17 protein-coding genes are annotated in these 13,921 nt (G+C 70.7%); 8 read left to right on the forward strand and 9 right to left on the reverse strand.

All coding sequences use genetic code 11. The annotated features are described in order from the left end of the window. On the forward strand, positions 1 to 789 hold the full coding sequence (locus tag ACZK5D_RS06610) for a hypothetical protein (RefSeq protein ID WP_458993733.1): 789 nt from the start codon (positions 1 to 3) through the stop codon (positions 787 to 789). Positions 790 to 824: 35 nt separating this feature from the next. Here ACZK5D_RS06610 and ACZK5D_RS06615 read toward each other — a convergent pair whose 3' ends face one another. Genes ACZK5D_RS06615 through ACZK5D_RS06625 form a run of 3 tightly spaced genes read right to left on the reverse strand, consistent with a single transcriptional unit; the run spans position 825 to position 3,253 of the window. Beyond that, entirely contained in the window at positions 825 to 1,442 is a 618-nt protein-coding gene (locus tag ACZK5D_RS06615; RefSeq protein WP_458993732.1) for a hypothetical protein, read from the reverse strand. A 45-nt stretch (positions 1,443 to 1,487) separates the two neighbouring features. Further along, positions 1,488 to 2,135, reverse strand: coding sequence for a response regulator (locus ACZK5D_RS06620; RefSeq protein WP_463664705.1), 648 nt, complete (start codon positions 2,133 to 2,135; stop codon positions 1,488 to 1,490). After that, a complete protein-coding gene (locus ACZK5D_RS06625) occupies positions 2,132 to 3,253 on the reverse strand; it encodes a sensor histidine kinase (RefSeq protein ID WP_458993730.1) in 1,122 nt (373 codons plus the stop codon). Before ACZK5D_RS06625 ends, ACZK5D_RS06620 begins: the two co-directional genes overlap by 4 nt. A 128-nt stretch (positions 3,254 to 3,381) precedes the next feature. Between ACZK5D_RS06625 and ACZK5D_RS06630 the strand changes: the two genes are divergently transcribed. From ACZK5D_RS06630 to ACZK5D_RS06645, 4 genes are all read left to right on the forward strand, one after another. Next, on the forward strand, positions 3,382 to 4,104 hold the full coding sequence (locus ACZK5D_RS06630; protein ID WP_458993729.1) for an ABC transporter ATP-binding protein: 723 nt from the start codon (positions 3,382 to 3,384) through the stop codon (positions 4,102 to 4,104). Then, positions 4,101 to 4,967, forward strand: coding sequence for an ABC transporter permease (locus ACZK5D_RS06635; RefSeq protein WP_458993728.1), 867 nt, complete (start codon positions 4,101 to 4,103; stop codon positions 4,965 to 4,967). The genes ACZK5D_RS06630 and ACZK5D_RS06635 overlap by 4 nt, the downstream gene beginning before the upstream one ends. 96 nt (positions 4,968 to 5,063) lie before the next feature. Beyond that, positions 5,064 to 5,594 carry a dihydrofolate reductase family protein gene (locus tag ACZK5D_RS06640; protein ID WP_458993727.1) on the forward strand — a complete coding sequence of 177 codons (531 nt, stop codon included), beginning with the start codon at positions 5,064 to 5,066 and terminating at the stop codon, positions 5,592 to 5,594. A gap of 469 nt (positions 5,595 to 6,063) precedes the next feature. Further along, a complete protein-coding gene (locus tag ACZK5D_RS06645) occupies positions 6,064 to 6,723 on the forward strand; it encodes a DUF2278 family protein (protein WP_458993726.1) in 660 nt (219 codons plus the stop codon). Positions 6,724 to 6,762: 39 nt separating this feature from the next. Here ACZK5D_RS06645 and ACZK5D_RS06650 read toward each other — a convergent pair whose 3' ends face one another. Both ACZK5D_RS06650 and ACZK5D_RS06655 read right to left on the reverse strand, forming a co-directional pair. Then, positions 6,763 to 7,863: an AI-2E family transporter gene (locus ACZK5D_RS06650; protein WP_458993725.1), complete on the reverse strand. Its 1,101-nt coding sequence runs from the start codon at positions 7,861 to 7,863 to the stop codon at positions 6,763 to 6,765. 156 nt (positions 7,864 to 8,019) lie between these two features. Further along, positions 8,020 to 8,658, reverse strand: a complete 639-nt coding sequence (locus ACZK5D_RS06655; protein WP_463664706.1) for a DUF2461 domain-containing protein — start codon at positions 8,656 to 8,658, stop codon at positions 8,020 to 8,022. Positions 8,659 to 8,883: 225 nt separating this feature from the next. Here ACZK5D_RS06655 and ACZK5D_RS06660 point away from each other — a divergent pair, with 225 nt between their 5' ends. Beyond that, positions 8,884 to 9,699 (forward strand): aldo/keto reductase, encoded by an 816-nt coding sequence (locus ACZK5D_RS06660; RefSeq protein ID WP_463664791.1) that lies wholly within the window; start codon positions 8,884 to 8,886, stop codon positions 9,697 to 9,699. 38 nt (positions 9,700 to 9,737) lie between these two features. On the opposite strand, the gene ACZK5D_RS06665 is transcribed toward ACZK5D_RS06660, so the two are convergent. Both ACZK5D_RS06665 and ACZK5D_RS06670 read right to left on the reverse strand, forming a co-directional pair. Beyond that, positions 9,738 to 10,154, reverse strand: a complete 417-nt coding sequence (locus ACZK5D_RS06665) for an SRPBCC family protein (RefSeq protein WP_463664707.1) — start codon at positions 10,152 to 10,154, stop codon at positions 9,738 to 9,740. Beyond that, positions 10,151 to 10,813, reverse strand: coding sequence for an LON peptidase substrate-binding domain-containing protein (locus ACZK5D_RS06670; RefSeq protein ID WP_463664708.1), 663 nt, complete (start codon positions 10,811 to 10,813; stop codon positions 10,151 to 10,153). Before ACZK5D_RS06670 ends, ACZK5D_RS06665 begins: the two co-directional genes overlap by 4 nt. 149 nt (positions 10,814 to 10,962) lie before the next feature. Here ACZK5D_RS06670 and ACZK5D_RS06675 point away from each other — a divergent pair, with 149 nt between their 5' ends. Further along, positions 10,963 to 11,688, forward strand: coding sequence for a hypothetical protein (locus ACZK5D_RS06675; protein WP_463664709.1), 726 nt, complete (start codon positions 10,963 to 10,965; stop codon positions 11,686 to 11,688). Here the strand turns inward: ACZK5D_RS06675 and ACZK5D_RS06680 are convergent. Next, positions 11,635 to 12,273, reverse strand: a complete 639-nt coding sequence (locus tag ACZK5D_RS06680; protein ID WP_463664710.1) for a dihydrofolate reductase family protein — start codon at positions 12,271 to 12,273, stop codon at positions 11,635 to 11,637. The two genes, ACZK5D_RS06675 and ACZK5D_RS06680, sit on opposite strands and share 54 nt — an antisense overlap. 337 nt (positions 12,274 to 12,610) lie before the next feature. Between ACZK5D_RS06680 and ACZK5D_RS06685 the strand changes: the two genes are divergently transcribed. Further along, entirely contained in the window at positions 12,611 to 13,198 is a 588-nt protein-coding gene (locus tag ACZK5D_RS06685; RefSeq protein ID WP_463664711.1) for a DUF1294 domain-containing protein, read from the forward strand. 48 nt (positions 13,199 to 13,246) lie between these two features. Here the strand turns inward: ACZK5D_RS06685 and ACZK5D_RS06690 are convergent, their stop codons facing one another. Continuing rightward, complete coding sequence (locus ACZK5D_RS06690; protein ID WP_463664712.1) at positions 13,247 to 13,897, reverse strand: GNAT family N-acetyltransferase; 651 nt, start codon at positions 13,895 to 13,897, stop codon at positions 13,247 to 13,249. Positions 13,898 to 13,921: the final 24 nt, after the last annotated feature.

The raw sequence follows: 13,921 nt of genomic DNA on the forward strand, positions 1-13,921 counted from the left end.
ATGGCTACAGCAGTGCGCAACAGGGGTCTGGGAGTCCTCGCTGTCGCGGGAGCCCTCGCGTTCGCCGGTGCGCCGGCGATCGCCGTCGGGGCACCGTCGGTGGCGCCGGCCCCCTACACCTGCGCCGGCGGTGAGATCCCCTCGGGCACCTACACCAGGCTCACGGTCACCGGGGAGTGCTCGATCGCGGCCGACGCTGTGGTGCACGTCCTCGGCAACGTGCAGGTCGCCCGTGGCGCCTCGCTCGATGCGCAGAGCGTGCCGTCCACGCTGACCGTCGGGGGCAACGTCACGGGCACCTCGGTCGGCTTCGTGGGCCTGGGCTGCCAGCCGCCCGCGGCCACCGGCAACTCGGCACACCCCTGCGTGGAGCCGTACGAGGATGACCAGTCGGACATCACCGTCCACGGCAACGTGACCGTGACGAGCGCGGCCGCCGTGATGCTCAACGGCATCGAGGTCCACGGCAACGTGACTCTGACCGGCGGCGGCTCGACGATCCCCTGGTCGATCAAGAACAACACGATCGACGGCAACCTCACAATCACCGGGCAGAGGACCGAGTGGCTCGGGGTGCTCTTCAACAGCGTCGGCAAGAATGTGACGCTCACCAACATCGCGCTCAGCGACCCGCACCCCGGAGCTCCGGGCGTCTACATCGTCCGCAACAACGTCGAGGGGAATCTGACCTGCACAAAGCTGACACCCGGCGTCTCCGGTGGCTTCGTGCCGGGGAGCGTCAACGTGGTGGGCGGCAACGCGACGGGACAGTGCGCGGACCTCGTCTGAGTTGAGGGGCTCGCCTGATCAGGGCGGCGTCGAGACTACGGCGTCCATCCGCCACTGCCCGGCACAGGGAGCTGCCGGGCCGGGTGGATGTCGTAGTCGGCCATGTAGTCGAACACCCCGCGCAGCTCGACGCGGGCGGGGTCCCGGTAGTAGGCGCGCTGCGCGTCGGGGAACTCCGCCCACTCCCCGTCGAATCCGAACGCCCAGGTGAACATGTTCTCCGGGCGGTCGGCGACGGCGAACAGGCATGGGAAGCCGTGGCGTTCGCGGACGGGGACGATCCGTCGCCAGATCGTCAGGAACTCGTCCCAGGAACCGACGATCGAGTACCTGCGCATGATCGCGAGTAGCGAGGGGTCGCTCACGGGAGTCATGACCTCAGCGTCGACGGGCCGGACCTTGACATTGCGGAACACATGCGGAGCCATCCGGGCCTGGATGTCCCGGTAGCGCGGATCATCCCGGAGCGCGGCGTTGCCCGCCTCCCCATCGGGGTGGGAGCGGAGCCAGGTGAACTTCGGTTCGGCATCGATCTCGACGAAGGCGCGGTGGACCTCGAACCCGGCACGGCGCATGACCGCCACCTCGTCGGACCAGAGCTCGAGGTAAGCGTCCAGATGGTGCGGCTTCACTGTGAACCGATGCAGCAACATGGCCAGAGGTTAGCGGTGACGACGAGCGTTGCGGGCCGGACGGGCTCAGCCCTCGAGGAGGCCGAGCTCCAAGGCCCGAAGGACGGCGCGGGTGCGGTCGCGCACACCGAGCTTGAGGAACACGCTCGAGAGGTGGTTCTTCACGGTCCCCGACGCCAGATGCAGCGCCCCGGCGATCTCGCCGTTCGAGTAGCCCGCCGCCGCGAGACGCAACACGTCGGTCTCGCGGGCGGTCAGAGGTTCGGGGCGGTCGTAGGCCTCCACACCGACGGGGCGGGCCGCGGCGGCCCGGAACAGGCGGTCCGTCAGGCCGGGCTGCAGCAGAGTTCCGCCGGCCGCCAGGGTGCCGATCGCCCCGACGAGCTGGTCCAGCGTGACGTCCTTGAGCAGATATCCGCGCGCCCCTGCGCGGAGGGCGCGCAGGACGAGCTCGTCGTCGTCGAAGGTGGTGAGGACCAACACGGGAACGCTCGAGCCACGCTCGGCCAGCGCCTCGAGGGTCGCGATGCCGTCACGTCGCGGCATCCGCAGATCGAGGAGGAGCACGTCGACGTCGATGGCGGCGAGCAGCGCCAGGGCGGCGTCGCCGTCGTCGGCCTCGCCCACCACCTCGATCTCGTCGCTGAGCTCCAGCAGGCTGCGGATGCCCTGCCGCACCAGCGTCTGGTCGTCGACCAGCCCCACCCGGATCATGGCGCCGGCACCCGGGCGGTCACGGTGAAGCCGCGGCCGGGACCGGACTCCACCTCCAGCTCACCGCCGAGGTCCTCGAACCGCTCGGCCATGCCCCTGAGGCCGTTTCCGCGCACGATGCGGCGGACGCCCGCCCCGTCGTCGTGGGCGCGGAACATCAGCCCGTGGTCATCGGAGACGACCTCCACCTCCAGCCGGGCCGCGCCCGAGTGCCGCGCGGTGTTGGTCGCGACCTCCTGGACCGCACGGACGACGGCGAGCCGGCGTGCGTCGTCGAGGGGTTCGTGTTCCACCACTCGCAGGTCGACGGTGAGCCCGAGGCGTTCGACCACGTCGCGCAGGGTGGGCTCGAGCCCGGTGCGCGTGTCTCTCAGCTCACCGACGGTGGAGCGCACGTCCCCGAGGAGGTCCTTGGCGATGTCGCGGGCGCGGAGCACGTGGTCGCGGCCGGGTCCGTCGGTCCGGTGGCTGGCAACCTCCAGCTCGAGGGCCAGGGCGGTGAGCTGATGGCCGAGGACGTCGTGCAGGTCGCGGGCGATGCGCAGCCGCTCGGCCTCACGGCTGGAGGTGGCCAGCAGCGCGGTCGCGGCGTGGAGGTCGGCGTGCGCCGCGGCGAGCTCCGCTCGGGCGGTGGCCTCCCGCCGGGCCGTGGTGACCACGAGCGCCGCGAACACCTGGAACGCGAGGTAGGCCAGCGTCTGGAACACGACGTCGTCGGCCTCCCAGCCGGCCAACACCCCTCCGACGGGGATGATCACCGTCTGCGCGGCCACCAGCGCGACGACGGCCCGCGACGACAGGTCGAAGGCCGCGACCGCCGTCGTCACCACCGGAAGCAGGGCGGTCCAGCCCAGGTGCGGCGCGAGGAGCCACAGCACTGAGGCGGTGACGAACATCACGACGACCGAGACCACCGGTGGCCACGGCGGGCGGCGGCGGATGAGCTCAGATCCGGTGAGGAACACCGCGAGGTAGACCAGGTAGGCGGCCCACCACGCGACGACGACCGCCGGGTCAGCGCTGATCTCCGCGCGGGCGGCGAGCACGGCCACGCCCACCACCAGCACCGCCACGAGGCCGGCGCCCGCGCTGAGCGCCTCCTCCGCCTTGTTCGCCACACCCCGACTCTACGAGAGCCGAGCGGGCCGGGGACCTGCCATTGGTCATGGGTGCAGGTCGTGCCCTCCGGCACATCCGGCACCTGCCCCCGCGTTCGTAGCGTGAATGGTGACGAAAGGAGATCACCATGGCAGTCCTGGAGATGCGGGCGGTGCGCAAGGAGTACGGGGAGGTGACGGCCCTCGACGGGTTGGACCTCGCCGTCGAGCAGGGGGAGATCGTGGCGGTGCTCGGCCCCAACGGGGCGGGCAAGACCACCACGTTCGAGCTCCTGCTCGGCCTCATCCGCCCGTCCGCGGGCTCGGTGCGGGTGCTGGGTGAGGAGCCGGGGCCGCGGGTCCGCGGCCGGATCGGGGCGATGCTCCAGTCGGCCGGCCTTCCCGAGCAGGTGACGGTGCGCGAGCTCGTGCGGCTGATCGGGCGCAGCTACCCCCAGGCCCTCGATGTGGACGACGTGCTCGCCAGCACCGGCCTCACCGGGCGCGCCCGCCGGCCCGTCACTGCCCTCTCGGGCGGGGAACGCCAGCGGCTCCTGCTGGCCCTCGCCCTCGTCGGCGCCCCTGAGCTCCTCCTCCTCGACGAGCCGACGGCGGCGATGGATGTCGCGGCGAGGCGCACGTTCTGGGAGCAGGCCCGTGCCCTCGACGGCGCCACGATCGTGTTCGCCACCCACGACCTCACCGAGGCCGCCGCCGTCGCGGACCGGGTGCTCGTGGTGGCCCAGGGGCGGCTGGTGGCCGACACCACCGCGGACCACCTCACCAACCACGGCAGCGAGGACCTCGAAGAGGTCTTCCTCGCCCTCACCGCGGAGCGCACCTCCGCCCTCGACGACGGAGATGACCGATGACCACCAACCGCATGCCCGCCCGTCCGGCCTCCCCCGCGACCGCGCCCACCCGCCGGCCCGCCCGCCGCAACGGCGGCCCGGCCGGCCTCGCCCTGCTGGCCGCCGCCACCGAGCTGCGCGCCAGCCTCCGCACGCCCGAGTTCGCGGCGGGTGCCATCGCCATCCCCGTCATCCTCTACGCCATGTTCGGGCTGCCCAACGCCGACGGCATCCTGCCTGGCGGCACCGCCGTCGGGCTCGTGATGGCCGTCTCGATGTGCGCCTACGGCGTGGTGTCGCTGGCTATCTTCACGTTCGGCGAGGACGTCGCCAAGGAGCGGGGTCGCGGCTGGACGCGCACCCTGTCGGCCACTCCCCTGCCCACCTGGGTGTATCTGGCGGGCAAGCTCGCCAACGCCCTGGTGCTCGGCACCGTCATCGTCGCGGCCATCGCAACGCTGGCGGTTCTGTTCGGCGGGGCGGAGCTCCCGCTGGCCACCTGGGTGCGAGCGTGGCTGCTGATGCTGGCCGGCGTGCTGGCCTTCAGCACGCTCGGCTTCGCGATCGCGTTCGTGGCGCGGCCCCGCGCGGCGGCCATGATCGCCAACCTGGTGTTCCTGCCTCTGGCGTTCGCGTCCGGGTTCTTCGTGCCGATGAACCAGCTCCCCGAGGCCCTCCGCGACATCGCCGCGTTCCTTCCCACGTTCCACTTCGGCCAGCTCGCGCACCACCTGGTGATGCCCGCCTCGGACGTCGCCACCTGGACCGGTGCCGAGGCCCGCCCCCTGTGGGTGCATGTGAGCTGGGTGCTGGGGTCCGCCGTCGCCCTCGGCGCGCTCGCCCTCGTCGCGTCGCGCCGCGAGGCCGTCACCCGGCGTGGGTGATCCGCCTCCCGGCCGCTGGGCGGGTCGAAGCTCTGGCCCGTGAGGCGGTTACCCGCCATAGTTGTGGGACGTGACCGACGAGGGAAGGAACTGCGGATGGCCAGGCTCGTCTTCGGGATGAACATGTCGCTGGACGGGTATGTCGACCACGACAGGTTCGCGCCCGGACCCACGCTGTTCCGGCACTTCGTCGAGGAGGCCAGGACCCAGGCGGCCTCGCTGTACGGCCGCCGCGTCTACGAGCTCATGAGCTACTGGGACGACGACGATCCCTCCTGGGGCGAGGACGAGCGGGAGTTCGCCGTCGCCCACCGGAGGCAGCCCAAGTGGGTGGCCTCGAACACCCTCACCTCTGTGGGCCCCAACGCCAGGCTCATCGAGGGCGACCTCGAGACCGCAGTCAGCCGCCTGAAGGCCGACTACGACGGCGAGATCGCCGTGGCCGGACCACGGCTGGCCGCGACCCTGACCGACCTTGGACTGATCGACGAGTACCGCATCTATCTCCACCCCGTCGTGCTCGGCCACGGGGCCCCGTACTTCGCCGGGCCCCGCGGACGGCTGCGCCTCGTGAGCACCGAGCAGGTCGACGAGGATGTCCTCAGGCTGAAGTACGTGCCGGCCTGAGGCCTTGAGTTCCGGTCTTCCGGGACAAAAGCGAAGGCCGAGCACTTTTCAATGCTCGGCCTTCGCACATTGTTCGGGGGAGGACGGCTCCCAAACTCAAGTGGCTCTGAGACCTGCCCGTCCGTCTCGGCGGGCGTCGGCGATGTAGATCGTCGGCAATCCATCTGGAAACCACTTGACCGCTATGTCCATCGGAGCTTCTCCCGAAGGTTGTGCTCTCGTTGGCTTTCGCGTACCAACTATTGAACGCCTGACCGCCGGCCAGCGCAAGGCCCTGAAACGAAGAAATTCCTGAGAATTTCTTCGCATTCGGCCGCGTCGCTTGACAGCCTTGGCCGCGCGGACCGCGCCCCCGGGTCCGTATCAGACGGGGACCACCCGCCTCCTGTGATGCAGGGGGACGCACCACCGACGATGACTGCGATGACACCGGTGGTGGGCCGGACCTCCCCCACCAAGGAGGAGCGACATGCCCCTGAGCCACGGCTACGGCCTCGTGATCGGGACCAAGCACGACTACTTCCGCGACCCACCGGACGACTTCGGGCGTTACTACCACGGAAACCTGGTGGTGCACGCCCCCGCCGGCAACTACAAGTGCGCCATCGACGTCGACCCGAAGAACATGCCCGACGGCATCCAATGGCGGAGGGTCAGGATCCGGGCCGCCGACTTCGCGGCGACGAAGGCGCTTCCCGACGGCTGGCACACCCTGCCGTCGACCCCGACCTCGGGGGCTCTTGACTACCTCAGGGCCCGGTCGCTGCATCCGCCTCTGGTGATCCGCACGGTCCGCTTTGCCCGGTTCCTGTTCCGCCTGCTGGCATGGCTGCGCTGGAATCCCCCGTGGAACAGCGGGACGGGCATCGAGGCGCTCACCGATCTGGAGACGATCCTCAACCAGGGGGTCCGCTTTTACGTCTTCGGCGAGCCCTTCACCAGCGGCCTTGGGGTGCACAACATCCACCAGAATCAGGGTGACCCCATCGGCAGCGGCCACGACCTCGAGAACGGCATCTGGCAGGACGGCGCCACCGTGGTCGAGACCAACAGCGGGGAGTACCTGGCGTTCCTCAACAAGTTCAAGACCCAGTCGTTCAAGACCGACAATCTCGGCCGCCCGGCCTGATGAAGCTCACCGGACTCGAAGGAATCCTGGCGGCAGCCGTTAGGGAGAACCCGCCGCCGGGCTGGCCTCATGGCCGACGGACCGGTCGCCCGCAGGCAGGCGCCGCCCCCGGACCACCTCGAACGACTTGGTGACGGCGGCCACGAGCGGCGGCGCGAGGACCATGCCGAGCAGTCCCGCGACGGTGCCGCCGATGAGCGTGGAGAGCAACACCACCAGCGGATGGATGCGCAGGGCTGAGCCCAGCGCCCAGGAGCTGACCGCGCTCTGGATGGTGCCGTTGGAGATCAGGAACGTCAGACCGATGATCCCGGCCGCGGGCGCACCACCGGACCCGAAGGCGATGAGGACCGCGAACGCGCCCGTGATCCAGGCCCCGAGGAACGGGATGAACGACAGGACGAAGTAGAGGATGAAGATCGAGGCGGCCAACGGCACGCGGAGCAGCAGCAGCGGAATCATGAAGATGGGCGCCGTCGCCAGGGCGGTGATGGCGATCCCCTTGAAGTAGCCGCGCAGTGACTGCTGCACCACGGTGGCCACCTCCTCGGCCAACGCCGGGTCCCACGACGCGGCCCTCGCGAGCCATCCGGGGAAGCTCCGGCCGTCTCGCAGCACGAAGAAGAGGAAGAACAGGGCGAAGAAGGTGCCCATGCCGAACGCCAGGGCGCCGGAGAAGGTGCCGGACGCGAGGCCGACGATGCCCTGGGCCAGGCGCGGCACGTACTCCTCGAGGTTCGCGCGGGCGCGCGCGAGCAGCACCGGGTCCAGGTCCAGCGTGCGGCCCCAGGCCAGCAACGACGTCCAGCCGGCCTCGAGCTGCCGGTAGATCTGGGGCAGCTCGCTCAGGAAGCCGCGCACGACGACGGTGACGGTCGCCGCGGCGAGCGCGATGGCCACCAACAGGCCCACGACGGAGGCGAGCAGCCTGCTGAGCCCCCACCCCTCCAGCCGCGACACCAGCGGCTCCAGGACCACCCCGATGATGAAGGCCACCACGAGCGGCACCACGATGCCGTTGATCGCGCCCAGCGCCGTCGACAGGATCACCATGAGCACGACGACGCCGACGGCCGCCCAACTCGCCCTCCCCAGCCGGAGGAGGCTGGCCATCTGCGCGCGCTGCGGAGTGTCCTTCACGTTGACTCGATTCACTGTGCGGAGGGCCCGACGCGGGCCACGCCGTCGTCGCCATGTGTGGGCACGCGGGGCGGCATGGGACGCCCCAGGTGTGGGCCGAACATTAGCAGCCCGACCGGGCTGCGACTGGGGTCGACACCATGCCGGCCCCGGTGATCAGCCCTCCCCCACCTGTGCGCCCAGCCAGTCCATCAGCGGCCGGTAGGCCCGCCAGTCGGCCGCGACACGGCCCACCACAGCGGCGGTGGCCAGCCAGTCCGGGGCGCCGTAGTCGCGCGAGGCCGTCAACGTGCGGTGTCGCATGAGATCAAGGAGCGGATGGTCCTCCTCGACGCCCCGCGGCCGGGTCTTGAGGCGGTCGCCGTCGACGACGTAGCCGGCGTCCCGCAGCCCGTCCACGATCCGCCGCAGCTCCTCGCCCGTGTCCTCGTCGTCGAGCGCGGCGCGGTAGCGCGCGACCTGTCCCGGGCTCGCCGCGTACCAGCCGGCCGCGGTCATCAGGCCCTCGGCGCTGACCTGCACGTACCAGCCCATTCGCGACGCCGTCGAGACGACGACCCCCTGGTGCGTCTTGTAGGGGGACTTGTCCTGGGAGAAGCGGACGTCGCGGTTGGGGCGGAACACCTTGAAGGCGCCGAACTCCTCCTCCAGGGCAGCGCCGAGGGCAGCCATCGAGGCACGCACGACGGTGTCGTACCGCTCCCGGTTGGCCGCCCACCACTCGCGCGAGTTGTTGAGCTCGAGCTCCTCATAGAAGTCCACCGCCTCGAACGGAATCCCCTCGGCTGCACCCATGCCGCCAGCCTAAGGCGTCGATGAGGTGCCTGTTCCGCGCTCAGGTGAGGGCCCGCGTCGGTCGAGCCGTGGGGTGGCCGCGAGGGAGGGTCTGCGGGTACCTGTGTACTCAGGCACTCCCTCGCGTGGCGGAGGTCGGGTTTGATGGGTGGAGACAAGCAGACGAAGGGGAGAACCTTGACCACCACCTCCATCCCGGCCGTGAAACTGAACAACGGCGTCGCGATGCCGATCATCGGCTTCGGCGTGTTCCAGATCCCGGCCGAGCAGACCCAGCAGTGCGTCGAACAGGCCCTTGCGGCCGGCTACCGGCACCTCGACACCGCCGCGTCGTACGGCAACGAGGAGGCCGTCGGCCTCGCCATCAAGGCCAGCGGCCTCCCCCGCGAGGACCTGTTCGTCACCACGAAGCTCTGGATCCAGGCCAAGCCCGGAGAGGACGCCGTCAAGCGCGCCTTCGACGCCTCGATGAAGCGCTTGGGCCTCGATCGACTCGACCTGTACCTCATCCACCAGCCGTTCGGCGACTACTACAGCGCCTGGCGCGCCATGCAGGATCTCAACCGCGAGGGGGCCATCCGCGCCATCGGCGTGTCGAACTTCCACGGCGACCGGCTCGTCGACCTGATCGAGCGCAACGAGGTCACCCCGGCCGTCAACCAGGTGGAGACGCACCCCTTCCATGCCAGGTTCGCCGATCAGGAGCTGATGCGGGAGCGCGGCGTGCAGATCGAGTCCTGGGGCCCGTTCGCGGAGGGTAAGAAGGACCTGTTCACCAACCCGACGCTCACCGCGATCGGCGACGCGCACGGCAGGTCGGTCGCGCAGGTCGTGCTGCGGTGGCTCACGCAGCGCGGGGTGGTGGTGATCCCAAAGTCGGTCCGCCCGGAGCGGATGGCGCAGAACCTCGACATCTTCGGCTTCGAGCTCACCGACGACCAGATGCGGGCGATCGCGGCGCTGGACACGGGCGCGTCGCTGTTCTTCGACCACCGCGATCCCGCGATGGTCAGCTGGCTCAACGGCCGCGCCGAGGGCTGACCGGGCGCCCGCGGGCACCCGTCACCTGACGGCACACCTCAGCCCGAGGTGACGAGCCTGCGCAGCGCGTGACGGGCGATCGGGGCGTAGCCGAGCGCCACGGGCCACGCCGCGTGCACCACGAGCCACGCCGAGCTCACCTTCCCCGAGCCGGGCGGGGCCGCGTCCACCCCGTGCTCGAAGTACAGCCGCAGCGGGCCGCTGGTCACGCTCCAGGACCAGGTGCGCGCGGCCTCGTCGACGGCGTTGATGCGGAAGTGCGCAACCACACCGCCCACGCCCCTGACCCGCCCCGTCGTCCCCGGCGTCACGACCGGCGCCGGGTAGTCGACCTCGCGGAGATGGGGCGCCCACCGGGGCCACCACGCGGGTTGGGTGTAGCGCTCCCACACCTGGTCCACCGGCAGGGGGCCGCGCGCCGTCAGGCGGAGCGCGCCGCGGAGGAGGGAGTTCACCCCGCTCCCTCGGCTCCCCCGCCGTCGTCGTCCCCGGACCCCCATCCGGCGGTGAGGACGATTTCGGCCCCCTGCGTGTCGTCGACGAGCCGTGCCAGCAGCCCGGCGGCCGTGGTCGAGCGCAGCAGCGCGTAGTGGTCCATCGAGCTGAGCGGTGCGATGCCTGCCACCTGCCAGATCCGCTCGCCCAGCCTGGGCGACAGCTCCACGTCGGCCGGCCAGGGGAGCTCGACGAACTCGCTGGCTCTGGCGAGGGTCGCGCGCACCACGGCCTCGGCCTCCACGAGCTGCGACGGGGTGGACTCGTCGAACTCGACGGCGGCGAGCTCGCGCACCTCTGCCCGCGGGAAGGGGTCGTCCTGCAGCCAGCGCACCACCTCGAAGCGGCTGGTGCCGTTGGCTAGCAGGTGGATGGAATCCTTGGCCACTTCGACCGACACGATGCGCGCCACAGTCCCGACGTCGAACCTCACGTCGCCGCCACCCACCTCGGAGCCCCGCTCGATGAGCACCACCCCGAACTCGCGCTCCGTCCCGGCGAGTAGGGACGACAGCATGGCCACGTAGCGCGGCTCGAAGACCCGCAGCTGCAGCGGCATCCCCGGAACCAGCACAGAACCGAGGGGAAACATCGCGAGCTCACGCGTGGCGCCGGTCATGACGTCGATCCTGCCCGACGCCGCCCCGGGAAGCGACCGATGCGGGGTATCCACTCGCCGGGTGCCCGCCGTGGCACGGAACCGCGACCTCGTAGAGTGCGGGTGTAGGCGGCGCCTGCCGCCATCTCTTCCGGCTTGTGGGGGTCCGAATGTCGTCGTCACAGCAGCAGCCGGGTCCGGTGGCCCACCCCTGGCGCGGGGTGCTGATCTGGGGCGGCGTCGCGGCGCTGGGGTCCGTGGGCCTCATCGTCGTGCAGGTGGCCGTGTTCGCCCTCTGGCCGCCGGTGCACACCGTCGGCGAGGTGTTCGCGCTCATGGTCGCCAACCCGGTGCTGGGTCTGGTGTCCATGGACGCGCTGTACGTCGTCAACAACATCCTGGTGTGGCTGTTCTACGTGGGTCTGGGTGCGGCGCTCCTCCCCGTCTCGCGTTCCGCCGTCGCCGGCATCGTCGGGCTGGGCACGCTCCAGATGGCCGCTTATCTGGCCTCCAACCCGGCAGCCGAGATGCTGGTGCTCGCCGGGGCCCACTCGACAGCAGGCGCCGAGGAACGGGTCGTGCTTGAGGCGGCCGGAGAGGCGCTGCTCGCCGGCTGGAAGGGGACCGCGTTCCTCACCTACTACTGGCTCGGCGCGGCCGTGCTGTTCGTCCTGGTCTGGGCGCTTCGGCGGTCCGCCGACTTCCCGCCCTCGGCCGCCTGGTGGGCGCTGGTCTCAGGCGTGCTCATGCTCGTCCCCTCGCCGTTCGGCACCGTGGGGATGGTCTTCGCGCTGGCGTCGCTCGTTCCGTGGAGCGTGTTCTGCGTCGTCGCGGGCCGGAGGCTACTCCGCCTCGCGTCGGCGCGCGAAGGTCAGGTGCGTGACGCCGCTGGGTGAGGAGACGGCCTCGACGTCGAAGGACTCCTCGATCCCCTCCAGCCCGTCCCAGAGGCGGACGCCGCGGCCGAGGACGATGGGCACCTGGACGAGGTGCATGTGATCGATCAGCCCGGCGGCGAGGAAGTCCCGCACGACGGTGGGTCCCCCGCCGATGCGCACGTCCAGACCGTGGGCCGCTGCGCGTGCGGTCTGCAGCGCTACCGCGGGGCTGGCGTCGAGAAAGTGGAACGTGGTGCCGCCGTCCATCACCATCGGCGGCCGCGGCCGGTGGGTGAGCACGAACGTCGGCGTGTGGAACGGCGGATTGGGGCCCCACCAGCCCGTCCAGTTCGGATCGTCGTGCCAGCCCGGAGGGCCGAACTTGTTGGCGCCCATGATCTCGGCTCCGATGCCCACGCTGTGGCACTGCGCGAAGGCGTCGTCCACCCCGGCGCTGCCCGATGGGTCCCAGAACCGCGTGGCCATCATCCACGTGTGCAGCCTCTGCCCCGCGTGGCCGAAGGGCGCATCCTGCGACTGCGGCTCGCCGGTGGCGAAGCCGTCCAGGGAAATGGACAGGTTGTGCACTCGCGTGCGGGACATCGCGCCTCCAGTGGTGATCGCCCCGTGGGAACCGAACTCTACCCGTGGGCCACACTCCGTCGTCGCTCTTGGCGCCTGCCTTCCTCTGACGCCTGCCCTGAGTGCGGACGCCTGCCTTCCGTCTCGACGCCTGCCTTGGTTACGGACGCCTGCTCTATAGCGCAGGCGCTCTCGGGGCGCCTGCCGTCCCGCGGCGCGCCTGCCCTCCAGGGCAGGCGGAGAACGATAAGGCAGGCGTGAGCGCCCGAGAGGCGGGCGACGGCCAGGCAAGCACCACCCCTCCCGATATCCTGACCCACGGCGGGCGTGGGGGCGCTCGCCACACGGGAGGAAGCTGATGCGTCAACAGGGGACGATCACACGCTGGAACGACGAACGCGGCTTCGGCTTCATCACTCCCGCATCCGGAGGTCAGGCAGCCTTCGTCCATGTGAGCGCGCTTCCCTCCGGGACCCGCCCCACCGTCGGATCCACGGTCACCTACCGTCCCGACGCCGACGAACGGGGACGCCCGCGCGCCGCCGACGTCCAGTACGCGGGTCAGGGGAGGCGCCGTCGTGTGCTTCCACAGGGAACGGTCGCGGCCGTTATCGTGGCGACGGCGTCCGTCGGGCTAGTGGGCGTTCTCGCGGCCGTGGAGGTGCTCCCCCTGGCGGTGCCGGGAGTGCTGCTTGTGATGAGCGTCGTCGCGTACGTCATGTACCGATCCGACAAGGCGGCGGCCGTTCGCGGTGAGCGACGGGTCCCGGAGTCCACCCTTCACCTCGTGTCCCTGATCGGCGGCTGGCCCGGCGCCCTGATCGCGCGGCACACGCTGCGGCACAAGACGCGCAAGCAGCCGTTCAGGACGGCGTACTGGCTCACGGTCGTCGCGAACTGCGGCCTGATCGCCTGGTTGGCGGTTGCTCAGCCCCTGCCGTTCTGACTGCGCCCTCGCCCAGCCTCGTCCGGGATCCGACGACGAGCCGGAGCCTCAGGCGACGCCGAGGAACGCCCGGAGCTCGGCGGAGCCGTTGACCTGGACGGGGTCACCACGGACGAACGTGCCGGGCGTGAGCAGCAGCCGTTGCTGCTCGGCCGCCTCGCCCCGCCGCGACACCCACTGCCGCCCGTTGGGCAGGTAACCCACCTTGCGGCTGACCGCCAGGGAGGCCGGGTTGTCGAGGAAGGCCGACGACGTGATGCGTTCGGCCCCGAGGTGGTCGAAGGCGAACGCGCACACGGCCCGGCGCATCCGCGTGCCGATCCCGTGGCCGTGGAAGCGGCGGGCCAGCCACGACCCCGTCTCCAGGGACCGGGTGACGGAGAAGCTCTCCCCCTCCACCGCCTGGATCCCGACCACCTGACCCGCCCGTCGGACCACCAGCTGAAGGTTGACGGCCCCGGGTGTCTGACCGGCGACGGTGCGGCCGAAGTAGCGCACGTAGTTGGCGGGCAGTTCGGCAGCCGCCGCGTCGGTCCACGGGTAGAGGAACGGCATCTGGGCCGGATCGTGGATCCCGTCCAGGACCAGTTCGACGAGCTCCGGCAGGTCACCCTCGCGGACCACGGCCAGGGTCAGGTCACCGGCCGTGATCCGAAGCGCGTAGGGCGGCCAGATCTGCTCCAACGAGAGGCGAGTCATGCGTCCAGTGTGGCGAACGCCCAG

This window comes from Tessaracoccus yangjingae, assembly GCF_055326235.1.